Raw genomic sequence first — 26,763 nt, 5'->3', positions numbered from 1 at the left:
ATGGCATGAGTCACAGTCCCGGCGTCCGGCAGGCACAGAAGCAGAGGACCCGACAGGCGTTCCTGGACGCCGCGCTGGGTCTGCTGGAGGAGCAGAGCCTCAGCAGTTTGGGCCTGCGCGAGGTCACCCGGGCCGTCGGCGTCGCCCCGACCGCCTTCTACCGGCACTTCCACTCGACCGCGGATCTCGGTGTCGCCCTGGTCGAGGAGGCGCTGGGCAGTCTGCATCCCATGATCTCCGGCACGGTGTCCGCGTCCGGGGACAGCGAGGAACGCATAGACCGGGCCGTCGATCTGATCGCCCGGCACGTGCGCGAGCATCCGGCGCACATCCGGTTCATCGCCCGTGAGCGCAACGGTGGCGTGCAGGCCGTACGGGCCGCGATCGCGGAGCAGATGGAACGGTTCACCGACGAGGTGAGGGCCGCGCTGGCCGGGCAGCCGGAGTCCGCCGGCTGGAGCGACGACGATCTGCTGATGCTGGCCGGGCTGTACGTCGACCAGATGCTGGTGACCGCCAGTACGTTTCTGGAGGCCGGTCCGGAGGAGCGGGAGCGGGTGGCCCGGGTGGCGCGGCGCCGGATGCGGCTGATCAGCATCGGCCGCCGCCACTGGCTGGGCTGACGCCCGCCCTCCACCGGGCGCCGGCCCGCCGACGGGCGCGCCCCGTCAGGGGCGCGGGGAACCGCGCGGCCCGCCCCACCGGCCCGCGGTCGTCACTCCGGACCGCAGGAGTACGTCACGCACCCGCCGGTGGGGGTTGAGCGCGCAGTTCCCCGCGCCCCTTGCGGGACGGGCCGACACCGTGCGCCCTCCTTAGGGGCGCGGGAAATGCGCGCTCAGCCCCCCGCCGGCCGGCACACGACGCCCACCCCTCGCCCAGAGCCAGGGCAGGGCACCGCGGACCGGATGTCGGCCGCACGCCGGTGGGGGCGGGCCGCGCAGCCCCCGCGCCCCTTACGGGGCCTGCTCAGCCCAGTCTCACGCGGGCCAGTTGGCGGGACTGGGCGACGAGGCGGTTCGTGGTGTCCCAGACCTCGGCGTCCTCCTCCAGGAAGCCGCCGGCGAGGTTGCGGGTGGTGATGGCGATCCGGAGGGGACCCGGCGCCGGGCGGGCGCGCACGTGCACGGTCAGTTCGACGGTGGGGACCCAGCCGGACAGACCGATCTCGAAGGCGGTCGGCGGCAGCGCGTCCACCGCCAGGAGCAGCGAGAGCGGGTCCGCGTCACGGCCGTCGGCGAGGCCGAACCAGGCCCGCATCTCCCCCTTGCCGGACGGCGCCCCGAGGGCCCAGCCCAGCGTGGCGGGATCGAGCTTGAGCAGCAGCCGGTCCGTGATGGCGGAACTGCCGGGGACGGGCACGGAAGCGGGGCCGTCCGCGGCGCCGAAGCACTGGTCCATCGGCGGGATCGCGGGCGGCAGCGCGGTCGTACGGACGTCGTCGGGCAGCCCGTCGAGGTCCCCGTACGAGGCGAGTACGCGGATCCGCTCGATCTCGCGGCCCTCGTCGTCGTACTGGAACAGGGACGCCTGGCCGGTGGAGAGGGTGCGACCGGTGCGTACGACGTCGGTGCGCACCACCGCCGGACCCGGCTGCGACGCCGTCAGATAGTGCGCGCTGATAGTGAACGGGTCGGCGTGCGGCAGGGCGTCCGCGAGGGCGCGGCCCAGGACGGCGAGAAGGTAGCCGCCGTTGACGGCGGTGATGATCGTCCACCCGGCGGACAGGTCGATGTCGTAGACGCCGGGCTCGCGTCGGGTGACCGCGGTGTCGCGGTCGAACTCGCTGTCGCCGATCCTGGCCCGGGTCGCGTGCGCGGAAGCTGCTTCTGGCATGCCTGCACGCTACAACAGGCAATTACTAAGCAGTAGCTTTTTCCGTTTCCTTCACATGAACACGAGGATGCGCGACAGGAGCGGGGATCAGTCCGGCACCTCGACCGCCGTCGAGCGGCGGTGCCAGGCCCGGGGCGCCCGCCAGTGGTACCGCATCGCGAGCAGCCGCAGCACGAAGGCGGTGACGACGGCGAGCGCCGAGGTGACGGGGGTCAGCACGTCGTAGCGGATGCACAGGGCGACCATCGTGGCCCCCACCATCGCGGGCACGGCGTACAGGTCGCGGTCCCAGCGCAGCAGCGACGGCACCTCGTTGGCGAGGACGTCGCGCAGCACACCGCCGCCGACCGCCGTCGCCAGGCCCAGGGTCGCGGAGGCGGTCAGGCCCAGCCCGTACTCGTACGCCTTCGTCGTGCCCGCGACGCAGAAGAGGCCGAGACCGGCCGCGTCGAAGACGTTCACCCCGAGCTGGATCCGCTCCACCTCGGGGTGGAGGAAGAACACGAGCGCGGTGGCGAGGAGCGGGGTCAGGAAGTACCCGAGGTCCGTGAAGGCCGCCGGCGGCACGGCTCCGATGACGAGGTCCCGGAAGAGTCCGCCGCCGAGCGCGGTGACCTCCGCGAGGACGGCGATGCCGAAGACGTCGAAGTTCTTGCGCACGGCGAGGAGCGCGCCGGAGATCGCGAAGACGAAGATGCCGAACAGTTCGAGGGTGTGCTGGACGGTGGGGGTGAAGAGTTGCTGGAGCACCTCTGTATTCTCACCCAGCACCGAGCCCCCGCCTTCCATTGCAAGGCGGGGGCTCGGTGTTACTTGCCGTTACTCACTGCTGCTGCCTTCCGGCTGCCTACTTCTCCTCGGCGGGAGTCTCCTTGGCGGGAGTCTCCTTGACCGGGGCCTCCGGAGTCTCCTCGACCGGAGCCTTCGCGGCCGGCGCCTCGGTGACGGCGGCCGTCTCCGCGACCTCGGCCGCGACCGCGGCCGAGGTCGCCGCGGACTCCGCGAGCACCTCGTCGGCCACCAGCTCCGCCGCTTCCTTCGCGACGGTCAGCAGCACGGTGTCCTGCGGTGCCTGGTCCTCGAAGTTCTCCGGGTGGTGGCAGGCGACCTGCTGACCGACCTTCAGCTCCAGGAGCGGCGGCTCGGTCGTCGTGCAGATCTGGGTGGCCTTCCAGCACCGCGTGTGGAAGCGGCAGCCGCTCGGCGGCGCGATCGGCGAGGGCACGTCCCCCTGGAGGAGGATGCGCTCGCTCTTGGCCGACTTGCGCCGCGGGTCCGGGATCGGCACCGCCGACATGAGCGCCTTGGTGTACGGGTGCATCGGCGCCTTGTACAGCGAGTCGCGGTCCGCCAGCTCGACGATCTTGCCGAGGTACATCACGGCGATACGGTCCGAGACGTGGCGTACGACGGACAGGTCGTGCGCGATGATCACGTACGTGAGGCCGAGCTCCTGCTGGAGGTCGTCCAGCAGGTTCACCACCTGCGCCTGGATCGACACGTCGAGCGCGGAGACCGGCTCGTCCGCCACGACCATCTTCGGGTTGAGCGCGAGTGCGCGGGCGATGCCGATGCGCTGGCGCTGGCCGCCGGAGAACTCGTGCGGGTAGCGGTTGTAGTGCTCGGGGTTGAGACCGACCACCGACAGCAGCCGCTGGACCTCCTTCTTGATGCCGCCCTCGGGCGTGACGCCCTGGAGCTTGAAGGGGGCGCTGATGATCGTGCCGATGGTGTGGCGCGGGTTCAGCGACGAGTACGGGTCCTGGAAGATCATCTGGACGTCACGGCGCATCGGGCGCATCGCGCCCACCCCGAGGTGCGTGATGTCCTTGCCCTCGAACTCCACGGTGCCCGCGGTCGGTTCGAGGAGCCGCGTGATCAGCCGGCCCATCGTCGACTTGCCGCACCCGGACTCGCCGACGACACCCAGCGTCTCGCCGGACCTGACCTCGAAGTCGAGGCCGTCGACCGCCCGCACCGCGCCGACCTGCCGCTGGAGCAGGCCCTTGCGGATCGGGAAGTGCTTCTGCAGCCCCGTCACCTTCAGGAGCGTCTCGCCGGGAGCGGCGTCCCTGGTGAGGGTCGCGCCGCCACTCTGCGCGGAAGGGGTCACTGCTTTGTCCTCGCTCACAGCTTGGGCGCAATCTCTTCGGTCCAGATCCGCTCCCGCTGCTCCTGCGTCATGTGGCAGGCGGCCCAGTGCTGGCTGCCGACCACGGACAGCTCGGGGCGGACCGTGCGGGTGACGTTGTCCTTGGGGACGTCCGCGTACGCGCAGCGCGGGTTGAACGCGCAGCCCGACGGGAGGTTGATCAGCGAGGGCGGGGAGCCCTTGACCGGGATCAGCCGTTCGGTCTGCTCGCGGTCGAGCCGCGGCATGGAACCCAGCAGACCCCAGGTGTAGGGGTGCTTGGGCTCGTAGAAGACCTTCTCGGCCGGACCCCGCTCGATGCAGCGGCCGCCGTACATCACCAGGATGTCGTCGGAGAGCTCGGCGACGACGCCCAGGTCGTGGGTGATGACGATGACCGCGGAGCCGAACTCCTTCTGCAGGTCCCGGATGAGGTCGAGGATCTGCGCCTGGACGGTCACGTCCAGGGCGGTCGTCGGCTCGTCCGCGATCAGCAGCTCGGGGTTGTTGACCAGCGACATCGCGATCATCGCGCGCTGGCGCATACCGCCCGAGAACTCGTGCGGGTAGCTGTCGACGCGCTTGTCGGGCTGCGGGATGCCGACCCGGTCGAGCATCTCGACGGCCCGCCTGCGGGCCGTCTTCTTGTCGACCTTGTGGTGGATCCGGTACGCCTCCACGATCTGCTGGCCGATCGTGTAGTACGGGTGCAGCGCGGACAGCGGGTCCTGGAAGATCATCGCCATCTCGCGGCCCCGCAGCTTGCGCACGTGGTCGGGGTCGGCGGAGAGCAGTTCCGTGCCGTCCAGCCAGATCTCGCCGGAGATCTGCGCCTTGCGCTTGCCGTACTGGCCGGCCGTGTGCAGGCCCATGATGCCGAGCGAGGTCACCGACTTGCCCGAACCCGACTCGCCCACGATGCCGAGGGTCTTGCCCTTCTCCAGCGAGAAGCTGAGCCCGTCGACGGACTTGACCAGGCCGTCGTCGGTCGGGAAGTGCACCTTGAGGTCGCGGACTTCGAGGAAGGCGGAGGGGGCGGGCGAACCCTTGACGGGCTCACCCACCGCTGCTCCGCTCTTGCTGAGTTCGGTCATGAGAGCCTCACTCGGGGGTCGATCACGGCGTACAACAGGTCCACCAGCAGGTTCGCGATGATCACCGCGAGCGAGGTGATCAGCGTGACGCCCAGGATGACGGGCAGGTCCTTGTCGCTGATCGCCTTGAGCACCGCCTGGCCGAGGCCGGGAAGGCTGAAGGTGGTCTCGGTGAGGATCGCGCCACCGATCAGCGCGCCGAGGTCCATGCCCAGCATGGTGAGGATCGGCGTCATGGTGGAACGCATGGCGTGCTTGCCGATGACGACGGGTTCCGTCAGGCCCTTGGCGCGGGCCGTCCGGATGTAGTCCTCGCCCAGGACCTCCAGCATGGTCGCTCTGGTGATACGGGCGTACATCGCGGCGTAGAGGAAGGCGAGCGTGACCCAGGGCAGGATCATGCCGCCGAACCAGCCGGTGAAGCTCTCCTCCAGTGGCACGTACTGGGCGTCGATCCAGCCCAGCCCGTAACTGAAGATCGCGAGCGACAGCAGACCGGTGAAGTAGATGGGGAGCGAGACGCCGCCGAGGGCGACGATCATCGCGCCACGGTCCCAGAGGGATCCGCGCTTGAGCGCGGAGAGCACACCCGCCGCCACACCGAAGATCAGCCACAGGACAGCGGCACCGAGCGCGAGAGCCAGGGTCACTGGGAAGCGGTCGGTGAGCACCGGCCAGATGGCCTGCTCGTTGCGGAAGGAGTAGCCGAAGCAGGGGGCCGAACACTGCGTGACGTCGCCGCCACCAGCGTACGTGCGGCCTACGAACAAGCCTTTGAAGAACTCCCAGACCTGGGCAAAGATCGGGTCTGCCAGACCGAGCTTCTGCCGCACGGCCTCGATGGCCGCAGGGTCCGCCTGCTTGCCGACGAACATCGTGGCCGGGTCCACGCCCGCCCAGCGGGGGACGAGGAAGAAGATGCAGAAGACCACCAAAACGATGACCACCAGCATCACTGCGGCGGCGAAGAGCCGCCTGATGAGGTATGCGAGCACTGCTCTCGGCCCGGCGGCGGTGCCGCGGGCCACCGGAGGTCCTCCGGTGGCCCGCGGGTCACGCCGCGCCGGCCTTCACCTGCCTTTCGTGCCGTATGGCGGGTGCGCCGGTCGGTGTTACTTCTTCAGGCCGAGGTTGACGAAGTCGTACTGACCGCTGTAGCCGTCGGTCGTGTAGACGTTCGCCAGACGGCTGGAGCGCCAGTTGATGAACTTCTCGAAGACGAAGGGCAGGTAGTAGCCGCCCTCCATGACCTTGTGGTTGATCTCCGTGGAGATCTCGGCCTTCTTCGCGTCGTCGAGCTCCTTCGTGTAGCTGTCGAAGAGGCCGTCGATCGTCTTGTCCTTGATCAGGGCGAAGTTGTTGTTGCCGCTCTCAAGGATGTAGTCGCTGCTCCACAGGGGAAGGCCGAAACCTGTGACGGTCGGGTAGTCCGGACCCCAGCCCATGATGATGATGCCGTAGCCCTTCTTCTTCACGTTGGCGGGGCTACCGATGATGCCGGTGGTCTGGGCGCCGTCGAACTGGTCGATCTCGACGGTGATGCCGACCTTCTTCAGCGAAGCCTGGAGGGACTCCGCCGTGGCGACCTCGACCGGCTTGTTGTTGCGGACCGCGATGGTGGTCTTGAAGCCGTTCGGCTTACCGCACGCCTTGAGCTCTTCCTTGGCCTTGGCGACGTTGCCGTTCTTGTTCGTCGTGGCCGACTCGTACGGGTCGTACTTCTGACCCTCGGCGCCCGGGACCGACGGCGGCAGCATGTTGGTGCCGATGTCGCCACCGGCGACCGGGCCACCGCGGGCGGTCTGGAGCGACTCGTGGTCGGCACCGTAGATCACGGCCTTGCGGCAGTGCTCGTTGTCGAACGGCTTGACGCTCTGAGGGAAGACCGCGTAGCGGATGTAGCCGGAGACCGGGTTGTCCAGGTTCGCCTTGTGCTGCTTCAGGGCGGTGGTGCGGCCCTGCGGGGAGAGACCGGTCTGGCCGATGTCCAGGTCGTAGTCGCCGTTGATCAGGCGCTGGTCCATGTCATTGGCGTTGGTGAAGAAGTTCACCGTGATCTTGTCCGGGTACGCCTTGCGGACCGGGTCCGAGGACTGCTTCCACTCGGTGTTGCGGACCAGCGTGAGGTTCTTGTTCGGCGTGTACGACTGGAACTTGTACGGGCCGGACGAGAACGGCTTCAGGCCGTACTTCGACTTGGTGTCCTTGTCCTGGCGGACCGGGGACGCCGAGGTCAGCGCGAGAATCTCCTCGAAGTCCGAGTTCGCCGCGGGCAGCTTGAAGACGATCGTCTTGTCGTCCGGCGTCTCGATGGCCTTCAGACCCAGCTTGTCCGCGGACTTGTCCTTGTACGGGCCCTTGTACGTCTTCTTGGGGTCGAGCACCTGCTGGAGGTAGATCGGACCGCCGGAGAGCACGTCCTGCGCCCACACGCGCTCGATGCCGTACTTGACGTCCTTGGAGGTGATGGGCTTGCCATCCTCCCAGGTGACCCCGTCACGCAGCGTGTACGTGTAGGTCTTGCCGTCGTCCGAGATCTGCGCGGTCTTGGTGGCGAGGTCCGGAGTGACCTGGGCGCCCTTGGCACCCGGCTCCGTGCTGTTGGTGACCAGCTGGCGGCTGTAGTACCGGGAGAAGTTCCACATGAAGCCGTAGTAACCGCGCGTGGTGTCCCACGAGTCGGCGTCCTGGGCGCCCGCGAACTTCAGCGTGCCGCCCTTCTTGGCGAGGGAAGCCTGGGCGACCTTGTTGTTCGCGGCGTTGAAGCCGGCCGCGCCGCCCTTCGAACCGCCCTCGTCGTCGTTGCCGCCGCCGCACGCCGCCGTGGACAGCAGTGCAGCGACCACGGCTGCGGCGGCCACGGCCTGCTTGCGCCGCCCTGTGGTGCGTTGGGTACTCACTCGGATCCTCCGATATGTAGCGGCCCGTCGACGGACGACAGGCCCTTGGGGGTACGGCAGTTCAGCGGGAGCCCTTCGGGTCGAGCGCATCGCGTACGCCGTCGCCGAAGAGGTTGAAGGAGAGCACGGTGATGAAGATCGCCACACCCGGGATCACCATGTACATGGGATCCGAGTCGTAGTAGTCGATCGCGGAGGAGAGCATCTGCCCCCACGAGGCGGTGGGGGGCTTGACGCCGACGCCCAGGAAGCTGAGCGCCGCCTCGGTCAGGATGTTGGTCGGGATCATCATCGTCGTGTAGACGATGATCGGCGCGACCAGGTTGGGCAGCAGCTCCTTGAACAGGATGTAGAACCGGCCGGCTCCCAGGCTGCGCGCGGCCTCGACGTACTCGCGTTCACGCAGCGAGAGCGTCTGGCCGCGCACCACGCGCCCGACGTAGGGCCACCCGAAGAAGCCGATCACCAGGATCATGACGAACAGGCGCACGCCCGTGCCGGTCAGGCCCAGCATCTCGTTCGGCATGACCGAGACCAGCGCGATGATGAAGAGCAGCTGCGGGAAGGCCAGCAGGCCGTCCATCACCCGGCTGATGGCCGCGTCGACCCAGCCGCCGAAGTAGCCGGCGAGGACGCCGAGGATCGTGCCGAGCACCACGGCCACCAGGGCCGACAGGAAGCCGACCAGCAGGGAGATCCGGGCCCCGTAGACGATCCGGGCGAAGATGTCGCGTCCGCTGACGGGCTCGACACCGAGGAGGTGGTCCCCGCTGATGCCGCCGAAGGATCCGGTGGGGGTCGAGAAGAGCGGGTCGATCAGGTCCTCGTGGTGCGTCTCGGGGTCCTGTCCGACCAGGTTCGTGATCACGGGGGCGAGCAGCGCGATCGCGATCAGCACGAGTACGACGACGCCGCCCGTCAGGGCCAGCTTGTCCCTCTTCAGGCGCTCCCAGGCGATGCGGCCGAGGGAACGTCCTTGTACCGCCTTCGCCTCGGCGGAGCCGGCAACGAGCGCCGCCTCTTCGGCCGCGCTGGGTGCGGCTTCGGCCGTCGGCTCGTGCAATGGTGCCGTCATCGTGGCAGGGACCCCTCTCAACCGGCGGTAGCCGGCCCACGCTTGCCGCGGTAGCGGCGTGATCAGTCCGTCGTACACATCTGGAGGTTTAAACCCCCTGGACGGGGAGTCTTCAACGCCTCGGTGATCTGAAGCCAGACCTGACGGTGAATGGATGCGCAACCGTGATGCCGTCAGGAGGGTTCCGTTATCCGAACGCCGGGTAACGGCGGTCGGACACATGACACTTGGGGCGAAAGGGGCCTCGCAGCCCATTTACCCGCGTAGATCGGGACATTCCGCCCGGTCGCGGTACGGGTGTGAGGCCAGTTGCTCCACTGGCTGGACTCCACCGGGCGCGCCGACGGGACTCCGTCCACCCGGATCATCTCAGTACGTGCCGGGGAACCCGTAACCGCCTGCCGCGGGCGCCTGGACGGGCGCCGCGTGCGCCTCCCGGTCGTAGAACGGCCGGGCGTTGGCACGCAGCCACAGGGCCACCGGGTCGTACTCGTCCGACATCGCCACCGTGGACACCGGCAGACCGTCCGGCACCGCGCCGATGGACTGCTGCATCATCGCCCGCACCGAGTCCACGGCCGGCGGGCTGGTGTCGTACACGTCGAGCCCGATGGCGAGGTACGGCGCTCCGAGCGCGGGCTGCACCCAGGCGCGGCGCAGCGAGCGGACGGCGGCCGTCCGGTGCGCGTTCTGGGTGAGCAGGGCGTAGAACTGCGGGATCTCGATGCCCGGCTCGGACAGCCGCAGCGGACCCGCGGGCTGGCGCTCGAGGCCGGTGGCGATGCGGCGCAGGTCCAGCCAGGGAATGCCGACGCCGCCGCCCGGCGCGTGCGGGTTCAGCCAGAGGCCGAAGTGGTCGGGGTAGAGGGTGCGGGCCACGTCGAGCCCGTCGACCACCTCGTACGACCGGTTCCAGCCGCTGGCCGAGAGCTCCTGCGCGGAGGTCACACAGGGCGCGTAGCCGAAGCCGTCGACCTCCATGTTTCCGTACTGGGCGTCGGGCGACCCGCCCTGGCCGTGCCAGAGCAGCATCCAGACCTGGCCGGACGACGGGGTCGCGAGGGCGCGCAGGAGCGCCTCGTAGGCGTCGTAACGCCCGGGCGTCACCTGGCGCAGCATGTGCTCGACCTGCCCGGCCGCGGCCGTGCCCGACGCGCTCACCTTCTACCGCCCCTTCGCGACATCCCTGACATACGGGTTCCCTTCGGCGGGGGCCGCATTCGCTTGAACATCGCACCACCCCGACCGAGCCATGAAACCAGCTTAAGTGGCGATCCCGACAGCACCGTTGCGCTCCGCCGGGTTCGGTGTTTCGAGCTCGGGACTCTCTGTGCGTCGTCGGGTGCGGGCCGTGTGTGGCCGGCCGCGCCGTTCCCCGCGCCCCGTTACGGGGCGCGCCCCGTAACGGGCTCCCTCAGAAGGCTCGGGTGTAGAAAGGGCGGACCTTGTCGCGGAGCCAGTCGGCGACCGGATCCTGGGCCACGTCCAGGAAGACCAGGCTCACCGGGTGGGCGACGGGGACCCGGCCCAGCGCCCGGCCCAGGGCGTCGAGCGGGAGGGTGCGAGCGCTCTCGTCCCAGTGGGCCGTCTCGATGCCGACGAACATCACCGTGTCGCCGCCCTCGATGCTCGCCAGACAGCGCCGGGCGCTCAGCACGATGCCGGCCGTGTCGAACTCCGCGGAGGCCGCGGCCAGGAAGTCCACCGGGTCGTCCTGCCAGTCGGGCTGGAAGAGCCGGACCCGGCCGCCGCTCGCGGGTCCGTCCAGTTCGGTCCGCCCGGCCCGGCACAGCTCGGCGACGGCCGGCGGGGGCAGCGGCACCCCGACCGTGCCGCCCGGGTTCAGCGCGATGCCCACCTGGGGCGGCAGACCGCGCGCGAACTCGACGGCGGGTGCCACCGTGTACGCCATGTGGTCGCCGACGACCTGCCGGAACTGCTGCTCGGAGGTGAAGACCGGCACGTACGCCTGCCCGCCGAGCTCGATCGTGGGCAGGTCGAGCGGGCCGCTGTGCGGGCCGCCCCCCTCGGGCAGCGGCACCCACAGGAAACTGCGCCCGACGGTCTCCACGATCCGGGCGCCCGTCGAGGGCGAGGGGGGAAGCCCCAGGGAGGCGGCGAGCACCTCCTCCAGCTCGTTGCCCGGCCACCCCGTGTGGGGGTGTGCCTGTGCCGGAATGTCGTGTGCCGGGAAATCCATGACCACCGCCTGCTCCAACCGCCGTGTGCGGTGGACGAGGTTAGTCGCCGAAGTCGATGCGCCGCAGGACGTCGGCCGCGGCCCGGTCGACGAGCACCGCCGAACCGCAGCCCTCGGGGAGGTCGCCCTTCTCCACAGAGCGCAGCAGCCGGGCGACCGCGCCTCGGTGGCGCGCGAACGCGTACCGCGAGACGCCGCGGCCCCGCTCGCGCTGGCCGTCGAGCGCCGTGCCGGGATCGACGTCGAGGAGCAGCAGGTGCAGGGTGCCGCCGCGCCTGCGGGCGTCCCGGGCGAGCCAGCTGCGCACCCACGCCTGCGTGCCGCAGTCGTGCACGACGACGCCCTCGCCGGAGCGCAGGGCCCGGCGCAGGCCCGCGTAGTGCGCGGCGCGGACGAGGGGCCGGTAGACCGCGTACGGCAGGAAGCGGGCGAGGCGGCCGTCCCAGCGGTCACGGGTGTCCTGGGAGTCGATGCGGCGGCCGGTCACCGCCCGGCGCATCAGGGTCGACTTGCCGCTGCCCGGCAGTCCCGTGACCACCACGAGGTCGGCCGCCCCGAAGCGCAGGCCGTGCGGGCTGTGACCCGCGCGCTCCCGCAGGTCGCGGACGACGGGCACCGGAAGCGGGTCGCACGCCTCCCTGGCCGGGGCGGGGGGCTGCTCGGGCACCGCGATGCCCGTGCCGGTCGCGTACGCCGTGGTCCTGTTCACCCTGATCGTCCTCCCCATGGGGTCGGGAGACCCATCCCCGTCGAGTGTAAAGAGAAGGTAATGCGCTGGTCCCCTCGTTTTCGTTCTTGTCCTGCCACAGCCCCGTCACAGATGTCCGTGAACCCGTCCGCCCCCTGTCCGGACACCACGCGCCCCCTGTGCGGCCGACGCGTGCAATGATGTGCCCGCCAACTGCATACCGGCCGCTTGAATCCGCGCGGGAGAGTTCCGGGAAGACGTACACGCAGGTGTACGGGTTCCCGGGCGCCGAAGGAGCAAGTCCCTCCCTTGAATCTCTCAGGCCCCGTTACCGCGCGGGCGAGGCACATCTGAAAAGCGGGCCGTCCCCTGCCAGCCAGGACGTCGGCTCCACCCAAGGTGCAAGTCAGTGACCACCGCGCTCGACCGGTGGCCGCGGCGAACCTCTCAGGTTATCGATGACAGATGGGGAGGAACGACATCGCCGTCATGCCCTGGGAGCCCACCGTGAGCAGCAACGCCCCCGCCGGACCGCGCCGTACGGCGCTCGATGCCCTGCATCGCTCGCTCGGCGCCACGATGACCGACTTCGCGGGCTGGGACATGCCCCTGCGGTACGGCTCCGAGCGCGACGAGCACCTCGCCGTCCGCACCCGGGCCGGTCTCTTCGACCTCTCCCACATGGGCGAGATCACCGTCAGCGGGCCGCAGGCCGCGGCCCTCCTCGACCACGCGCTGGTCGGCAACATCGGCGGTGTGAAGACCGGCCGCGCCCGCTACACCATGATCTGCCGGGCCGACGGCGGCATCCTCGACGACCTGATCGTCTACCGCCTCGCCGACACCGAGTACCTGATCGTGGCGAACGCCTCCAACGCCCAGGTCGTCCTGGACGCCGTCACGGAGCGCGCCACGGGCTTCGACGCCGAGGTGCGCGACGACCGGGACGCCTACGCCCTGCTCGCCGTACAGGGACCGGAGTCCCCCGGCATCCTGAAGTCCCTCACCGACGCCGACCTGGACGGGCTGAAGTACTACGCGGGCCTGCCCGGCACGGTCGCCGGGGTCCCGGCCCTGATCGCGCGCACCGGCTACACCGGCGAGGACGGCTTCGAGCTGTTCGTGGCCCCCGCCGACGCCGAGAAGCTGTGGCAGGCGCTGACCGGGGCAGGGGCCCCCGCCGGACTCGTCCCCTGCGGACTCTCCTGCCGGGACACCCTGCGCCTGGAGGCCGGCATGCCGCTGTACGGGCACGAGCTGACCACCTCGCTCACCCCGTTCGACGCGGGGCTCGGCCGGGTCGTGAAGTTCGAGAAGGAGGGCGACTTCGTGGGGCGCCGGGCGCTGTCCGAGGCCGCCGCCCGCGCCGAGTCGAAGCCCCCGCGGGTCCTCGTCGGCCTGGTCGCCGAGGGCCGCCGGGTCCCGCGCGCCGGGTACCCCGTCGTCGCCGGCGGCAAGGTCGTCGGCGAGGTCACCTCCGGCGCGCCCTCCCCGACGCTCGGCAGGCCGATCGCGATGGCGTACGTCGACGCGGAGCACGCGGCGCCCGGCAGCGCCGGGGTCGGCGTGGACATCCGGGGCAGCCACGAGCCGTACGAGGTCGTGGCGCTGCCGTTCTACAAGCGCCAGAAGTGACACCGGCCCCGGCGTGCCGGACGTAGCACCGGTCCGCCGGTGTCAGCAGTGAGACACCCCGTGACCTCGGGCACACTGCCCGGCCCCCATCGGTCCCCCCGCATCAGCCCTTCCCCGCGTACAGGAGAATTCAGGCCATGAGCAATCCCCAGCAGCTGCGCTACAGCAAGGAGCACGAGTGGCTGTCGGGCGCCGAGGACGGCGTCTCGACGGTCGGCATCACCGAGCACGCGGCCAACGCGCTCGGCGACGTCGTGTACGTCCAGCTCCCCGAGGTCGGTGACACGGTGACCGCGGGCGAGACCTGCGGCGAGCTGGAGTCGACCAAGTCGGTGAGCGACCTGTACTCCCCCGTCTCCGGTGAGATCACCGAGATCAACCAGGACGTCGTGGAGGACCCCGCGCTGGTGAACACCGCCCCCTTCGAGGGCGGCTGGCTGTTCAGGGTGCGGGTGGCGGACGAGCCGAAGGACCTGCTCTCCGCCGACGAGTACGCCGAATTCTCCGGATCCTGAGGACGCCTGACCTGATGACGCTTCTGAACACACCCCTGCACGAACTCGACCCGGACGTCGCCGCCGCCCTCGACGCCGAGCTGCACCGCCAGCAGTCCACGCTGGAGATGATCGCCTCGGAGAACTTCGCCCCGGTCGCGGTCATGGAGGCCCAGGGCTCGGTCCTCACCAACAAGTACGCCGAGGGATACCCGGGCCGCCGCTACTACGGCGGCTGCGAGCACGTCGACGTCGCCGAGCAGATCGCGATCGACCGGGTCAAGGAGCTGTTCGGCGCCGAGTACGCCAACGTGCAGCCGCACTCGGGCGCCTCCGCCAACCAGGCCGCGCTCTTCGCGCTGGCCCAGCCCGGCGACACCATCCTCGGCCTGGACCTGGCCCACGGCGGCCACCTGACCCACGGGATGCGCCTCAACTTCTCCGGCAAGCAGTTCGACGTGGTCGCCTACCACGTCGACGACGCCGGCCTGGTCGACATGGCCGAGGTCGAGCGGCTCGCCAAGGAGCACCGCCCGAAGGTGATCATCGCGGGCTGGTCGGCGTACCCGCGGCAGCTGGACTTCGCCGAGTTCCGCCGGATCGCCGACGAGGTCGACGCCTACCTGTGGGTCGACATGGCGCACTTCGCGGGCCTCGTCGCGGCCGGCCTCCACCCGAACCCGGTGGAGTACGCCGACGTCGTCACCTCCACCACCCACAAGACGCTCGGCGGGCCGCGCGGCGGGATCATCCTCGCCAGGAAGGTCTTCGCCAAGAAGCTGAACTCGTCCGTCTTCCCGGGCTTCCAGGGCGGCCCCCTGGAGCACGTGATCGCGGCCAAGGCGGTCTCCTTCAAGGTCGCCGCCTCGGAGGAGTTCAAGGAGCGCCAGGTCCGTACCGTCGACGGCGCCCGCATCCTCGCCGAGCGGCTCACCGCGCCGGACGCCCGCGAGGCCGGGGTGAACGTCCTGTCCGGCGGCACCGACGTGCACCTCATCCTGGTCGACCTGCGCGAGTCCGAGCTGGACGGACAGCAGGCCGAGGACCGGCTCCACGAGGTCGGCATCACGGTCAACCGCAACGCCGTCCCGAACGACCCCAGGCCGCCCATGGTGACCTCGGGCCTGCGGATCGGTACCCCGGCGCTCGCGACCCGCGGCTTCACGGCCGAGGACTTCACCGAGGTCGCGGACGTCATCGCGCAGACCCTCAAGCCGGTGCACGACGCGGCGGCGCTCAAGGCCCGGGTGACCGCCCTGGCCGACAAGCACCCGCTGTACCCCGGTCTGGGCCGGTAGAACCGTTCCGTCCTGACCCGTCACAGGGGGTACCGCGCACACTGGGAGGTGCGCGCGGTACCCCGCCGGGGCCGTACCGCCCGCCCGCTCCACCCCGCTTTGCCCTGCTTTGAGGAGTTCCCGTGGCCATCTCGGTCTTCGACCTGTTCTCGATCGGCATCGGCCCGTCCAGCTCCCACACGGTCGGCCCGATGCGCGCGGCACGCATGTTCGCGCACCGCCTGCGCAACGAGGATCTGCTGACCCCCGTGACCTCGGTCCGCGCGGAGCTGTACGGCTCCCTGGGCGCCACCGGACACGGCCACGGGACGCCCAAGGCGGTGCTGCTCGGCCTGGAGGGCGCCTCGCCCCGCACGGTGGACGTCGAGGGCGCCGACGAGCGGGTCGAAAGGATCAGGTCGTCGGGCCGCCTCGACCTGCTCGGTGAACACGAGATCGACTTCTCCTTCGACGACGACCTGGTGCTGCACCGCCGCAAGGCACTGCCGTACCACGCGAACGGCATGACGCTGTGGGCGTACGACGCGTCGGGCGCCGAGGTGCTGTCCAAGACGTACTACTCGGTGGGCGGCGGCTTCGTCGTCGACGAGGACGCGATGGGCGCCGACCGCATCAAGCTGGACGACACGGTCCTGAAGTACCCCTTCCGCACGGGCGACGAGCTGCTGCGGCTGACGAGGGAGACGGGCCTGTCCATCTCCGCGCTGATGCTGGAGAACGAGCGGGCCTGGCGCACCGAGGAGGAGATACGCGAGGGGCTCCTCGCCATCTGGCGGGTGATGCAGGCGTGCGTCGCGCGGGGCATGTCCCGCGAGGGCATCCTGCCCGGCGGCCTGCGGGTCCGCCGCCGCGCGGCCATGTCGGCCCGCCAGCTGCGCGCCGAGGGCGATCCGCTGCCGCACGCCATGGAGTGGATCACCCTGTACGCGATGGCGGTGAACGAGGAGAACGCGGCGGGCGGGCGCGTCGTGACCGCCCCCACCAACGGCGCCGCCGGCATCATCCCGGCGGTCCTGCACTACTACGTGAACTTCGTGGCGGGCACCGCCGCCGAGAGCGAGAAGGAGGACGCGGTCGTACGCTTCCTGCTCGCCGCAGGCGCCATCGGCATGCTCTTCAAGGAGAACGCCTCCATCAGCGGCGCCGAGGTCGGCTGCCAGGGCGAGGTCGGCTCGGCCTGCTCGATGGCCGCGGGCGCGCTGGCGGAGGTGCTCGGCGGATCTCCCGAACAGGTCGAGAACGCCGCGGAGATCGGCATGGAGCACAACCTCGGCCTCACCTGCGACCCGGTCGGCGGCCTCGTCCAGATCCCCTGCATCGAGCGCAACGGCATGGCCGCGGTCAAGGCCGTGACGGCAGCGAAGATGGCCATGCGCGGCGACGGCTCGCACAAGGTGTCCCTGGACAAGGTCATCAAGACGATGAAGGACACCGGCGCCGACATGAGCGTCAAGTACAAGGAGACGGCCCGGGGCGGGCTCGCGGTGAACATCATCGAGTGCTGACGGCCCGTCCCGGGGGCGCGTGCTCCGGCGCGGCCTTCGGGGCGGTGCCGCGCGTGAGGGTAGGGCGGAGCAAGTGAGGGAACCACAAAGGAGGTTGCCCCCCACAGGCCCCATGAGCACCATCCGTACTTCCGCACCCCCACGCACCAAGGAGTCGCCCATGTTGCGCGGCATCGACGTCAGCGCCTACCAGTCGTCCTCGTACAGCACCGAGGGCCTGTCCTTCGTCTTCGTCAAGGCCACGGAGGGCCGTACCTACGTCAACCCGAAGCTGAGCGCGCAGACGAAGCGGGCCAGGGACGCCGGCTGCGTGGTCGGCTTCTACCACTTCCTGTGGCCGGGCAACCTGACGGCCCAGGCGGAGTACTTCGTCAGCAAGGCCCCGGAGAAGGCGGGCGACATCCTCGCCGTCGACTGGGAGACGACGAGCGACGGCACCCACGCGACCAACGCCGAGAAGGACAGCTTCATCCGCAAGGTGAAGGCACTGCGCCCGAACAACAGGGTCGTTCTGTACTGCAACCGCAACTACTGGCTCAATGTGGACACGACGTCGTACGCGGGTGACGGCCTCTGGATCGCCGACTACGTGACGTCCGGCAAGCCGCGCATCCAGGCGAAGTGGCGCTTCCACCAGTACACGGACGACCCGCTGGACAAGAACGTCGCGGACTTCGCGAGCAAGGCCGCGCTGCGCGACTGGGCGACCCCGTAGGCTGCGCCGCATGGGTGGGACGGTCGCTGCCGTGAGCAGCAACGAGGCGTACGCGTTCACCAAGCCGAACCGGGAGAGCATCACGTTGCTCGCCGGGCTCGGCGTCGAGGGCGATGTGCATGCCGGGGTCACCGTCAGGCATCGCTTCCGGATGCGGAAGGATCCCTCGCAGCCCAATCTGCGGCAGGTGCACCTCATCCACGCGGAGTTGTTCGACGAGGTGCGGGGAGCCGGGTTCGAGGTCGCGGCCGGGGAGCTCGGGGAGAACGTCACCACCCGGGGCATCGACCTGCTGGGACTGCCCACGGGGACGCTGCTGCACCTCGGGGACGAGGCCGTGGTGGAGGTGACCGGGCTGCGCAATCCCTGTGCGCAGATCGACACCTTCCGGAAAGGGCTGATGAAGCAGGTCGTGGGACCGGGCGCCGACCGCAGGGCCCGGGTCAGGGCCGGGATCATGAGCGTCGTCGTCACGGGCGGGGTGGTGCGGCCCGGGGACCCCGTCGAGGCCGAACTGCCGGACGGGCCGCACCTGCCCCTGGAGATCGTCTGAGGGGACGGGAGGCTACGCCGTGAAGTCCGGCGTGCGCTCCGGTGACGCCTCGGCCAGGGCCTTACGCACGCCCTCCACGCCGTCGCGCAGGCCGTAGACGGGGGTTCCGGGCTGCTGGCGCCAGGAGTCGTCGAGGCCGCCCGCGTCCACGCTGTCGAAGCCGAGTTCCTCGATGAGAGCGCGGACGACCTGCTTGGCGGCCGGGTCGTCGCCCGCCACCGGGAGGGCGAGGCGGTCGGGGGCGCCGGCCGGGCGGGCGCGGTCCAGGATGTCCTGGGCGGACGTGCCGTTGAACGCCTTGACGACGGTGTGGCCGAGGTGCCGGGCCGTCCAGCGGCTCTCCGTCAGGCCCTCGTCCTCGATCCCGGCGATCCTGCCGTCCCGCTGCGGGTAGTAGTTGCCGGTGTCGACGACGGCCACCGCGTCCGCCGCCTGGTCGAACAGCCCGGACGGCAGGTCGGGGACCGCCTTCAGGGGGATCGTGACGACGACCAGTTCGGCGCCGCGCGGGGCCTCCTCCACGGTGACGGGGGTCGCGCCGGTCTCCTGCGCCAGCGCGGTGAGCGTGTGCGGGCCGCGGGAGTTGGCGACGGACACCTCGTGCCCGAGGGCGGTGAGCCGCCGGGTGAGGTTGCCGCCGATGTTGCCTGCTCCGATGATGCCGATCTTCATGTCCGACTCGCCTTCGGGAGGTGGATGGCTCCTGCGGGGAGTAGCAACCTCCGCCCGGATAGGGCTATTCCGTCCCTTACCCGGATGGGTCAACCCGGCCCGGGACATGGAGAAGGGGCGCCCCCGTCCCGCGGGAGCGCCCCTCTTGCCGGGTCACGTCACCGGTTGACGTGCGACCAGAACTCGTCGAACGAGAGCAGCTTGTCGCCGTTCAGGTCCTGGGCTCCGATGACGGCCTCGGCCACCGACTCCGTGACGTTCCAGTCCCCGCCCTGGGCCAGGGCCCGCTTGAACTCGGCGGCGGTGATGTAGCCGTCCCCGTCCACGTCGATGCGCTCGAACGCCTTGCGTGCTTCCTCGATGTCCGCCACCGGACCCGCCCCTTCATGGTGCTTCACTGACGGGGCCAGATTAACGTTCCGGCCCGGCACGCAGCGCGGCGACCTCAGTGCCAGGGCTCGTAGTGCGGGTTGCTCTCGCAGTCGCTCATGATCTCCGTCCTGGTCTTCTTGTCGACCGGGCAGACGCCGATGATGTACTGCCGTGCGATACCGCCCGGGAAGGCGACCTCGACCTGCTCGGCCCACCGGTGCTTTTCGCCGATGGTCCGGTTGACGTCCACCCCGCCCGGGGCGTCGATGTAGTAGTTGTAGCCGCTCTTCCACCACGTCTTGTAGAGGTCGTGGTCGTAGCTCGTGGAGACGTACGGGGAGGGCTGGTTGACCAGGACGTACTGCTCGATGTCGTACTGGCCGTTCACCACGTCCCTGGGGTGGAAGCCCTCCTCGAAGACGACCGAGGGGCCGCGGCCGTCACTGCGGTAGAGCGTGCCGCAGCTCGTCCGCCACACGGGTTCGGGGGTGATGCGGTCGATGTCCACGCGGGGGTCGGCCGCGGCGGGGGCCGGCTCGTAGAACTGGGGGCAGGCGGGGGCGGCGGCCTTCGTCACCGGCCCGGCGGCGGGCGTGGCGGCGGGGGGCGTGGCCGCGGAGGTCGCGAACACGGCCGAGAGGGAGAGGACGACGGCGGCGGCCCGGCGGCGCAGGGTGGTTGTGGTCATGCGGTGCACGATCGCGGTTCCGCGGGGGCGGGCCGGGGATCGCCACTCGTACGGCGGCGTGTCCGTAAGCGGGGTTGCCGGGTTTTCCGCCCCCGAACTCCCGCTCCGGGGCCTAGCGGTCCGCCACCCGCATCTCGAACCATGTCGTCTTGCCGCGAGGCAACAGGTCGACGCCCCAGCGGTCGGAGAGTTTGCCGACGAGGAAGAGGCCACGGCCGCTGACGTCCAGGTCCTGGACCGGCATCAGACAGGGCAGCCCCCGCGAGGGATCCCGGACCTCCACCCGGATCCATCCCCGCCGGCGCCGCATACGGAGTCCGAAGACCCGCGCCCCGGTGTGCCGTACGGCGTTGCCCACGAGTTCGGATACCAGTAACACCGCGTCCTCGGTCATCTTCGGCGAGAGCCGCCACTGGCGGAGCACCACGACCTGGGTGAGCCGGCGGGCGGTGGCGGCGGACTCGGGACGGGAGGGCAGCGGCACCTCCGCCTCGGTGGGGTCGCCGAACAGTTCCAGCACCTTCAGGGCGTGTTCGTCCTCGACAGCAGGCGACCAGCGCGCCGCGGTCGCACTCCCGTGCCGCCGCGGCTGTTCGATACCCTCCAGCCCCGCCATGCCCCCATCATGGCCGCCGGGGGCCCGCTCCGGGGCCGTTCCGGCGGAATAGGCCCTCCGGAGCGACTCGTTCCGCATGCCGCGAACGGCATATGCCAGAGGTATCGGAGCGTCTCGAACGGACCGCCCAGCCTGCGGAAACCGCCCCTTCGAGGGACAGGGAGCGCCCTCCTCAGAGGAACTTCGCCTTGCCGGGGCCCTCTTCGACGAAGCTCCGCATCCCCCGCTCCCGGTCCTCCGTGGCGAACAGGCCGGCGAACCAGTTGCGCTCGATCGCGAGGCCGGTCTCGATGTCGGTCTCCAGGCCGGCGTCGACGGACTCCTTGGCGGCGCGCAGCGCGAGCGCCGGTCCCTGGGCGAGTTTCGCGGCCCACGCGTGCGCCTCGGTGTACACGTCGGCGGCGGGCACGATCCGGTCCACCAGGCCGAGCGACAGGGCCTCGTCGGCCTTGACCATGCGGCCGGTGAAGATGAGGTCCTTCGCGCGGGAGGGGCCGATGAGCCGGGACAGGCGCTGGGTGCCGCCCGCGCCCGGGATCAGGCCGAGCAGGATCTCCGGCTGGCCGAGCTTGGCGTTGTCCGCGGCGATCCTGAAGTCGGCGCAGAGCGCCAGCTCGCAGCCGCCGCCCAGCGCGTACCCCGTGACCGCGGCGACGACGGGTTTCGGGATGCGGGTCACCGCGGTGAAGGAGTCCTGCAGCGCCCGGGAGCGTACGACCATCGCCGTATGGTCCATGGCCTGCATCTCCTTGATGTCCGCACCCGCCGCGAACACCTTCTCGCCGCCGTAGAGGATCACCGCGCGTACGTCCTCGCGGCGGGTGGCCTCCTCGGCGAGTTCCTTGAGCCTGTCCTGGGTGGCGACGTCCAGCGCGTTCATGGGCGGACGGTCGAGGCGGATCGTGCCGACGCCTTCGGCGACTTCGAGATGCACAGTCATGGTGGCAGGTTAACGGGGGCTAACGACCACGGCCCCGGTGTGCTCCGTCACAGAGCAGCACACCGGGGCCGTACGGTCGTGGAGCGGGGCGGCGACGGTCAGGCCGTCCACTTCTCCCACGACATGTTCCAGCCGTTGAGCCCGTTGTCCGGGGCCACGGTCCGGTCGTTGGAGTTCTTCACTATCACCACGTCACCGATCATCGAGCGATCGAAGAGCCACGCGGCCGGAGCGCTCCGGTCACCGCCGCCGCGCTGGTCGCGCAGGCCGATGCAGCCGTGGCTGGCGTTGTAGTTGCCGAAGGCGCCGCCGGCCCAGTAGTTGCCGTGCAGGAAGGTGCCCGACGTGGTGAGGCGCATCGCGTCCGGCACGTCCTTGATGTCGTACTCGCCGCCGTAGCCGACCGTCTCGCCGTTCATGCGGGTCACCCTGAGGCGCTCGGTGATGACCATCTGGCCGTTCCAGGTCTCGTAACCCGGCTTGCCCGTGGTCACCGGGATGGTCTTGATGACCTTGCCGTCCCGCTTGACGGTCATCTTCTTGGTCTTCACGTCGACGGTGGAGACCTGGCTGCGGCCTATGGTGAACTTCACGGTCTTGGCCTGCTCGCCGTAGACGCCGGGCCGGCCCTCGACGCCGTCGAGGTTCAGCCTGACGGTGACCTTCGTGCCCGGCTTCCAGTACTTCTCGGGCCGGAAGTCGAGGCGGTCGTTGCCGAACCAGTGGCCCTGGACGTCGACCGCCGGCTCGGTCCTGATGTCTATCGCCTTCTCGACGTCCTCGGGCTTCGTGATGCCCCGGGTGAAGCGCACCGAGAAGGACATTCCGACGCCGACCTTGGAACCGTCCTCGGGCGTGAAGATACCGACGAAGGTGTTCTTCGGGGTCAGCGTGGTGAAGGCGGACTCCTCGGCGGCCTGCCGGCCCTCGGAGTCCTTGGCCACCGCGTGGACCTTGTACCTGGTGGACGCGGCGAGGTGCCGGGTGGGCGTCCAGCTCGTGCCCCCGTCGGTGATCTTCCCCTCGACCGGGTCGCCCTTGGTGTCCTCGACCGTGACCTCGGTCAGCTTGCCCTTGGCGGCCGTCACCTTCAGTGCGCCGCTGGTCTTCACGGCGTTCGCGCCGTCCTTGGGGGCTATGGTCACGACCGCCCGCGACACCTTGGTGTCGGCCTGGCTCGCGTCCTTGTCCTTGCCCCCAGTGGATCCGGACCCGGGATCCGAGTCCCCTCCTCCGCCGCACGCGGTCACGAGGAGCATCAGCAGTCCCAGCACAAGTGCCAGGACCCCCTTGCCCCTTCGTGTCCGCGCGCCAACCGACGCCCCCGATATCGGTCGCCCGTTCACGTTCGTTCTCCCCTCGCACGGCCTCTGTTCAGGCCCGCACTACGGCGCGTCCCACGCGCGCATCGCGCCAATCAATCACACTGCCAGGAGAGATGGACTCCTGGGAATGTCACCGTTCAGTCCCAACTCGTCGGGCCGGTGGCGCGTCCGGGGCCTTTTCTGCGCGTACCCCTGTGTCGGTCTACTTCACCGCGGAGCCCGACTTCCATGCCTTCCAGGTCATGTTCCACCCGCCGAGGCCGTTGTCGGGGGCGACCTTCCTGTCGTTGCTCCCGACGACCTCGACGACGTCACCGACGAGGCTGCGGTCGAAGAACCAGCCCGCCGGGGTCGCGGAGCTGCCGCCCTTCACATCGCGCAGTCCCACACAGCCGTGGCTGACGTTGGCCGTGCCGAAGACGCCCTTGGCCCAGTAGTTGCCGTGCAGGAAGGTCCCGGAGGAGGTGAGGCGCATCGCATGCGGGACGTCGGGGATGTCGTACTCGCCCTTGCCGTCGGCCCGCCGGAAGCCGACGGTGGCCCCGTTCATCCGGGTCACCTCCAGCATCTCGGTGACGACCATCTTCCCGTTGTACGTCGTGTTCCCGGGGGCGCCCGCGGTGATCGGCACGGTGGACAGGAGCTCGCCGTCGCGGCGTACCTCCATGGTGTGGGCGGCGGCGTCGACGAGGCTGGTCTGGCTGCGGCCGACCGTGAAGGTGAAGGTCTTGTCCTGCAGGCCGTACACGCCCGGGGCCGCCTCGACGTCCCGCAGCCGCAGGGCGACGGTGACCTTCGTGCCGGGTCTCCAGTACTTCTCGGGGCGCAGGTCCAGGCGGTCCTCGCCGAACCAGTGCGGCGCGATCTCCACCTTCGGCACGGACGTCACACGGACGGCGCGCTCGACCGCCGCCCGGTTCTCGATCCGCCGGTTGAACTCCAGCGACACGATCATGCCCGTACCGACCGTCGAGCGGTTCTCCGGCGTGACGTAGCCGATGAACCGCTCCTCGGGGACGTACGTCGTGAACGTCACGTGCCGTGCCACGCGCCTGCCGTGGGCGTCGAGCGCGACCGCGTCCACCGTGTACCTGGCGGCCGGCGCGAGCCTCGGGGCGTCGGGCCGCCAGGTCGTGCCGTCCGCGCCGATCCGCCCGGGGACCGCGGACTCCACGGCGTCCTGGGACTTCACGGCCTTCACGGACTCCAGGCGCCCGGCCGGCACCCGTACGGTCAGCCCCTCCTCGGGCCGTACGGCCTTGCTGCCGTCGTGGGGCGAGACGCGGATCGCCTCCTCGGGAGAACGGGGCTTGCCGAGCATCCCGTCCACCCCGTGCGAGGTGCATCCCGCGGCCGCCGCCAGCAGGCCGGCCCATGTCAGTACGGCGGCCAGCGCGGCCCCTGCGCGCCGCGCGCGCGTCTGTGCGTGCATCACGTGGGACCCAACGACCGAGCGGGCCCCCGGGAAGCGGGTGCGGGGAACGGGCGCGTCCGGCGGGCGGGGCGGACCGCGCGGCCGGCGGCCCGGCGGGCACCGCTGCGACCGGCCGTTCCGCCCCCGCCTCGGGAAACGTGAGTGCGAGCCCGGCGCTGGGCAGAACAGTGGGGAGGACGACACGACACGAGGCCGCGGCCGGGACGCCGCGGTCCTCCCGTGCCGCTCCGACCGAGCCGCGGGAGGGCCAGACGTGACGAGCGCAGCCGAGCAGGAGGCAGTGCAGGAGGGGCGTGTCCCCGGGGGCGCGCTGCCCGCGCAGCCCGCCCCCGTGCTGAACGGCGCGGCGCGCCCGGCGCCGGACGTCTCCGTGTGGCCGGGTGCGCCGACCCCGCTCGGGGCCCGCTTCAGGACGGGGCCCGACGGCGTCTCGGGCACCAACTTCGCGCTCTGGGCGGGTGGGGCCGAGGCGGTCGAGCTCTGCCTCTTCGGGACGCCGGACGACGGGGACGGCCGGCCCGGCGGCGGCGCCGAGCGCCGGGTGCCCCTGACCGAGCTGACCCATGAGATCTGGCACGGCTTCGTACCCGGTGTGCGGCCCGGACAGCGGTACGGCTTCCGGGTGCACGGCCGCTGGGACCCGTGGACCGGCGCCCGCTGGAACCCCGCGAAGCTGCTCCTGGACCCGTACGCGCGCGCCGTGGACGGCGCCGGACAGGACGAGTTCGGCAGCCTGCCGCCCCAGGTCTACGGGCATGTGCGGGACTGGCCGCAGCAGCACGTCGCGGACACCGTGCGCGACGACCGGGACTCCGCGCCGTACGTCCCCAAGGGCGTCGTCGTGCACGACGACACGCCCGGTGACGAGTGGGCGGACGACCGCCGCCCGAAGACGCCGTGGGCGGACTCCGTCATCTACGAGCTGCACGTGAAGGGGTTCACCCAGCTGCACCCGGGGATCCCCGAGGAACTGCGCGGCACGTACGCCGGACTGGCGCACCCGGCGGCGATCGAGCACCTGACGGCGCTCGGGGTGACGGCCGTCGAACTGCTGCCGGTGCACCAGTTCGCGCACGAGGACCACCTGCTGCGGCGGGGCATGAGGAACTACTGGGGCTACAACTCGATCGGCTACTTCGCCCCGCACGCCGGGTACGCGGCCTCCGGGACCAACGGGCAGCAGGTCGGCGAGTTCAAGCGCATGGTGCGCGCCCTGCACGCCGCCGGGATCGAGGTCATCCTCGACGTCGTCTACAACCACACGGCCGAGGCGAGCGAGCTGGGCCCGACCCTGTCGCTGCGCGGGATCGACAACCGCGGCTACTACCGGCTGCAGAACGACGCCCGGCGGTACGCGGACTACACGGGCTGCGGGAACACCCTGCACGTCGTCCAGCCGCACGTGCTGCGCCTGATCACGGACTCGCTGCGCTACTGGGTGACGGAGATGGGCGTCGACGGCTTCCGCTTCGACCTGGCCGCCGCGCTGGCCCGCTCCATGCACGACGTCGACATGCTGTCCCCGTTCCTGGCCGTCATCGCGCAGGACCCGGTGCTGCGCCGCGTGAAGCTGATCGCCGAGCCGTGGGACGTCGGCTCCGGCGGCTACCAGGTGGGCGCCTTCCCGCCCCTGTGGACGGAGTGGAACGACCACTACCGCGATGCCGTACGGGACTACTGGCGGGGCGCGCTGCCGGACGTCCGGGACCTCGGGTACCGGCTGTCGGGGTCGAGCGACCTGTACGCGTGGGGCGGGCGGCGGCCGTACGCCTCGGTGAACTTCGTGACCGCCCACGACGGTTTCACCCTGCGCGACCTGGTGTCGTACGAGCGCAAGCACAACGAGGCCAACGGCGAGGGCAACCGGGACGGCACCGACGACAACCGCGCGTGGAACTGCGGGACCGAGGGCGAGACCGACGACCCCGGCGTACGGGACCTGCGGCGGCGCCAGCTGCGCAACCTGCTGACCACCCTGCTGCTCTCCACGGGGGTGCCGATGCTGGTCGCGGGTGACGAACTCGGGCGGACCCAGGGCGGCAACAACAACGCGTACTGCCAGGACAACGAGATCAGCTGGCTCGACTGGAGTCTGCTGGACGACCCCGGCTGGCGTTCCCTGTTCGACCTGACGTCCCGGCTGATCGCCCTGCGGCACGCCCATCCGGTACTGCGGCGGCGCGCCTTCTTCTCCGGGCGGGCCCATTCGGCGGACGGGCTGCGGGACCTGGCGTGGTTCACCGCCCACGGCACCGAGATGACGGAACGGGACTGGTACGCGCCCGCGGGGACGCTGGGGATGTTCCTGTCCGGCCGGGACATCCCCGGCCGGGACGCACGGGGCGTCCCGGTGACGGACGACAGCTTCCTGGCGGTCCTGCACGCGGGCGACCGCCCCACGGAGTTCGTCCTCCCGGGCCCGCCGTGGGCCGGGGCGTACGAGGTGGTCGTCGACACGTCGGGGGAGGAGCAGGCGCAGGCACCGGCGCGGACGCACCGCTCGGGCACGACCGTCACGGTCCCGCCCCACTCGGTCCTGCTGCTGCGGGTGGCCCCGTAGACGGCATTCCGTCGGGGGCGCGGGGAACCGC

25 protein-coding genes and 1 riboswitch are annotated in these 26,763 nt (G+C 70.5%); of the genes, 8 read left to right on the top strand and 17 right to left on the bottom strand.

What is annotated here, in order from left to right:
- Positions 1-5: 5 nt before the first annotated feature.
- A complete protein-coding gene (locus tag ACFYXC_RS23780) occupies positions 6-623 on the top strand; it encodes a TetR family transcriptional regulator (protein WP_389553972.1) in 618 nt (205 codons plus the stop codon).
- A gap of 346 nt (positions 624-969) precedes the next feature.
- On the opposite strand, the gene ACFYXC_RS23775 is transcribed toward ACFYXC_RS23780, so the two are convergent.
- The 10 genes from ACFYXC_RS23775 to ACFYXC_RS23730 all read right to left on the bottom strand — a co-directional run bounded on the left by ACFYXC_RS23775 (position 970) and on the right by ACFYXC_RS23730 (position 11,945).
- A complete protein-coding gene (locus ACFYXC_RS23775) occupies positions 970-1,836 on the bottom strand; it encodes a thioesterase family protein (protein WP_389553971.1) in 867 nt (288 codons plus the stop codon).
- A gap of 87 nt (positions 1,837-1,923) precedes the next feature.
- Complete coding sequence (locus ACFYXC_RS23770; RefSeq protein WP_389553970.1) at positions 1,924-2,625, bottom strand: trimeric intracellular cation channel family protein; 702 nt, start codon at positions 2,623-2,625, stop codon at positions 1,924-1,926.
- A gap of 58 nt (positions 2,626-2,683) precedes the next feature.
- Positions 2,684-3,949: an ABC transporter ATP-binding protein gene (locus ACFYXC_RS23765; protein ID WP_389553969.1), complete on the bottom strand. Its 1,266-nt coding sequence runs from the start codon at positions 3,947-3,949 to the stop codon at positions 2,684-2,686.
- 14 nt (positions 3,950-3,963) lie between these two features.
- Positions 3,964-5,061, bottom strand: coding sequence for an ABC transporter ATP-binding protein (locus tag ACFYXC_RS23760; protein ID WP_388910943.1), 1,098 nt, complete (start codon positions 5,059-5,061; stop codon positions 3,964-3,966).
- The gene (locus tag ACFYXC_RS23755) at positions 5,058-6,056 is read right to left on the bottom strand and encodes an ABC transporter permease (RefSeq protein WP_388911482.1); all 999 of its coding nucleotides are present in this window, start codon (positions 6,054-6,056) and stop codon (positions 5,058-5,060) included. Before ACFYXC_RS23755 ends, ACFYXC_RS23760 begins: the two co-directional genes overlap by 4 nt.
- 117 nt (positions 6,057-6,173) lie before the next feature.
- Positions 6,174-7,961, bottom strand: a complete 1,788-nt coding sequence (locus tag ACFYXC_RS23750; RefSeq protein WP_389553968.1) for an ABC transporter substrate-binding protein — start codon at positions 7,959-7,961, stop codon at positions 6,174-6,176.
- Positions 7,962-8,022: 61 nt separating this feature from the next.
- Positions 8,023-9,036 (bottom strand): ABC transporter permease, encoded by a 1,014-nt coding sequence (locus ACFYXC_RS23745; RefSeq protein WP_388910936.1) that lies wholly within the window; start codon positions 9,034-9,036, stop codon positions 8,023-8,025.
- A 369-nt stretch (positions 9,037-9,405) separates the two neighbouring features.
- The gene (locus ACFYXC_RS23740; RefSeq protein ID WP_388910933.1) at positions 9,406-10,197 is read right to left on the bottom strand and encodes an enhanced serine sensitivity protein SseB C-terminal domain-containing protein; all 792 of its coding nucleotides are present in this window, start codon (positions 10,195-10,197) and stop codon (positions 9,406-9,408) included.
- A gap of 253 nt (positions 10,198-10,450) precedes the next feature.
- Positions 10,451-11,236 (bottom strand): enhanced serine sensitivity protein SseB, encoded by a 786-nt coding sequence (locus tag ACFYXC_RS23735; protein ID WP_389553967.1) that lies wholly within the window; start codon positions 11,234-11,236, stop codon positions 10,451-10,453.
- Positions 11,237-11,276: 40 nt separating this feature from the next.
- Complete coding sequence (locus tag ACFYXC_RS23730) at positions 11,277-11,945, bottom strand: AAA family ATPase (protein ID WP_389553966.1); 669 nt, start codon at positions 11,943-11,945, stop codon at positions 11,277-11,279.
- Positions 11,946-12,153: 208 nt separating this feature from the next.
- Positions 12,154-12,268: riboswitch (glycine riboswitch) on the top strand.
- A gap of 145 nt (positions 12,269-12,413) precedes the next feature.
- On the opposite strand from ACFYXC_RS23730, the gene gcvT reads away from it, so the two are divergent.
- The 6 genes from gcvT to ACFYXC_RS23700 all read left to right on the top strand — a co-directional run bounded on the left by gcvT (position 12,414) and on the right by ACFYXC_RS23700 (position 18,124).
- On the top strand, positions 12,414-13,559 hold the full coding sequence (gene gcvT / locus ACFYXC_RS23725) for a glycine cleavage system aminomethyltransferase GcvT (protein ID WP_388911479.1): 1,146 nt from the start codon (positions 12,414-12,416) through the stop codon (positions 13,557-13,559).
- 137 nt (positions 13,560-13,696) lie between these two features.
- Positions 13,697-14,074: a glycine cleavage system protein GcvH gene (gene gcvH, locus ACFYXC_RS23720; protein WP_388910924.1), complete on the top strand. Its 378-nt coding sequence runs from the start codon at positions 13,697-13,699 to the stop codon at positions 14,072-14,074.
- A 14-nt stretch (positions 14,075-14,088) separates the two neighbouring features.
- Entirely contained in the window at positions 14,089-15,351 is a 1,263-nt protein-coding gene (glyA, locus tag ACFYXC_RS23715) for a serine hydroxymethyltransferase (RefSeq protein ID WP_388910920.1), read from the top strand.
- A gap of 122 nt (positions 15,352-15,473) precedes the next feature.
- Positions 15,474-16,856, top strand: coding sequence for an L-serine ammonia-lyase (locus ACFYXC_RS23710; protein ID WP_388910916.1), 1,383 nt, complete (start codon positions 15,474-15,476; stop codon positions 16,854-16,856).
- A gap of 160 nt (positions 16,857-17,016) precedes the next feature.
- Positions 17,017-17,571, top strand: coding sequence for a glycoside hydrolase family 25 protein (locus ACFYXC_RS23705; protein ID WP_388910913.1), 555 nt, complete (start codon positions 17,017-17,019; stop codon positions 17,569-17,571).
- 10 nt (positions 17,572-17,581) lie between these two features.
- Complete coding sequence (locus tag ACFYXC_RS23700) at positions 17,582-18,124, top strand: MOSC domain-containing protein (RefSeq protein ID WP_389553965.1); 543 nt, start codon at positions 17,582-17,584, stop codon at positions 18,122-18,124.
- A gap of 12 nt (positions 18,125-18,136) precedes the next feature.
- On the opposite strand, the gene ACFYXC_RS23695 is transcribed toward ACFYXC_RS23700, so the two are convergent.
- The 7 genes from ACFYXC_RS23695 to ACFYXC_RS23665 all read right to left on the bottom strand — a co-directional run bounded on the left by ACFYXC_RS23695 (position 18,137) and on the right by ACFYXC_RS23665 (position 24,172).
- Positions 18,137-18,904 (bottom strand): NADPH-dependent F420 reductase, encoded by a 768-nt coding sequence (locus tag ACFYXC_RS23695; RefSeq protein WP_389553964.1) that lies wholly within the window; start codon positions 18,902-18,904, stop codon positions 18,137-18,139.
- A gap of 50 nt (positions 18,905-18,954) precedes the next feature.
- A complete protein-coding gene (locus ACFYXC_RS23690) occupies positions 18,955-19,167 on the bottom strand; it encodes an EF-hand domain-containing protein (protein ID WP_388911475.1) in 213 nt (70 codons plus the stop codon).
- Between the two features lie 74 nt (positions 19,168-19,241).
- On the bottom strand, positions 19,242-19,856 hold the full coding sequence (locus tag ACFYXC_RS23685; RefSeq protein WP_389553963.1) for an ADP-ribosyltransferase: 615 nt from the start codon (positions 19,854-19,856) through the stop codon (positions 19,242-19,244).
- A 112-nt stretch (positions 19,857-19,968) separates the two neighbouring features.
- The gene (locus ACFYXC_RS23680) at positions 19,969-20,472 is read right to left on the bottom strand and encodes an ATP-binding protein (protein WP_389553962.1); all 504 of its coding nucleotides are present in this window, start codon (positions 20,470-20,472) and stop codon (positions 19,969-19,971) included.
- Positions 20,473-20,644: 172 nt separating this feature from the next.
- On the bottom strand, positions 20,645-21,412 hold the full coding sequence (locus ACFYXC_RS23675; protein WP_388910896.1) for an enoyl-CoA hydratase/isomerase family protein: 768 nt from the start codon (positions 21,410-21,412) through the stop codon (positions 20,645-20,647).
- 98 nt (positions 21,413-21,510) lie between these two features.
- Entirely contained in the window at positions 21,511-22,758 is a 1,248-nt protein-coding gene (locus ACFYXC_RS23670; protein ID WP_389553961.1) for an Ig-like domain-containing protein, read from the bottom strand.
- A 181-nt stretch (positions 22,759-22,939) separates the two neighbouring features.
- Complete coding sequence (locus tag ACFYXC_RS23665) at positions 22,940-24,172, bottom strand: Ig-like domain-containing protein (RefSeq protein WP_389553960.1); 1,233 nt, start codon at positions 24,170-24,172, stop codon at positions 22,940-22,942.
- Positions 24,173-24,425: 253 nt separating this feature from the next.
- On the opposite strand from ACFYXC_RS23665, the gene glgX reads away from it, so the two are divergent.
- The gene (glgX, locus tag ACFYXC_RS23660) at positions 24,426-26,732 is read left to right on the top strand and encodes a glycogen debranching protein GlgX (RefSeq protein ID WP_389553959.1); all 2,307 of its coding nucleotides are present in this window, start codon (positions 24,426-24,428) and stop codon (positions 26,730-26,732) included.
- Positions 26,733-26,763: the final 31 nt, after the last annotated feature.

The organism is Streptomyces sp. NPDC002701, assembly GCF_042889045.1.
Taxonomy (GTDB): domain Bacteria; phylum Actinomycetota; class Actinomycetes; order Streptomycetales; family Streptomycetaceae; genus Streptomyces.
The sequence above is the reverse complement of the archived record's forward strand: the minus strand, read 5'-3'. Positions and strand labels throughout refer to the sequence as shown.

Excerpts from the sequence above, each read along its gene's own strand:
- ACFYXC_RS23770 (WP_389553970.1), bottom strand. The coding sequence starts at position 2,625 with ATGGAAGGCGGGGGCTCGGTGCTGGGTGAGAATACAGAGGTGCTCCAG.
- ACFYXC_RS23775 (WP_389553971.1), bottom strand. The coding sequence starts at position 1,836 with ATGCCAGAAGCAGCTTCCGCGCACGCGACCCGGGCCAGGATCGGCGAC.
- gcvT (WP_388911479.1), top strand. The coding sequence starts at position 12,414 with ATGCCCTGGGAGCCCACCGTGAGCAGCAACGCCCCCGCCGGACCGCGC.
- ACFYXC_RS23760 (WP_388910943.1), bottom strand. The coding sequence starts at position 5,061 with ATGACCGAACTCAGCAAGAGCGGAGCAGCGGTGGGTGAGCCCGTCAAG.
- ACFYXC_RS23705 (WP_388910913.1), top strand. The coding sequence starts at position 17,017 with ATGTTGCGCGGCATCGACGTCAGCGCCTACCAGTCGTCCTCGTACAGC.
- ACFYXC_RS23735 (WP_389553967.1), bottom strand. The coding sequence starts at position 11,236 with ATGGATTTCCCGGCACACGACATTCCGGCACAGGCACACCCCCACACG.
- glyA (WP_388910920.1), top strand. The coding sequence starts at position 14,089 with ATGACGCTTCTGAACACACCCCTGCACGAACTCGACCCGGACGTCGCC.
- ACFYXC_RS23695 (WP_389553964.1), bottom strand. The coding sequence starts at position 18,904 with ATGTCCCGGGCCGGGTTGACCCATCCGGGTAAGGGACGGAATAGCCCT.
- ACFYXC_RS23685 (WP_389553963.1), bottom strand. The coding sequence starts at position 19,856 with ATGACCACAACCACCCTGCGCCGCCGGGCCGCCGCCGTCGTCCTCTCC.
- ACFYXC_RS23745 (WP_388910936.1), bottom strand. The coding sequence starts at position 9,036 with ATGACGGCACCATTGCACGAGCCGACGGCCGAAGCCGCACCCAGCGCG.
- ACFYXC_RS23680 (WP_389553962.1), bottom strand. The coding sequence starts at position 20,472 with ATGGCGGGGCTGGAGGGTATCGAACAGCCGCGGCGGCACGGGAGTGCG.
- ACFYXC_RS23675 (WP_388910896.1), bottom strand. The coding sequence starts at position 21,412 with ATGACTGTGCATCTCGAAGTCGCCGAAGGCGTCGGCACGATCCGCCTC.
- ACFYXC_RS23780 (WP_389553972.1), top strand. The coding sequence starts at position 6 with ATGAGTCACAGTCCCGGCGTCCGGCAGGCACAGAAGCAGAGGACCCGA.
- ACFYXC_RS23700 (WP_389553965.1), top strand. The coding sequence starts at position 17,582 with ATGGGTGGGACGGTCGCTGCCGTGAGCAGCAACGAGGCGTACGCGTTC.
- gcvH (WP_388910924.1), top strand. The coding sequence starts at position 13,697 with ATGAGCAATCCCCAGCAGCTGCGCTACAGCAAGGAGCACGAGTGGCTG.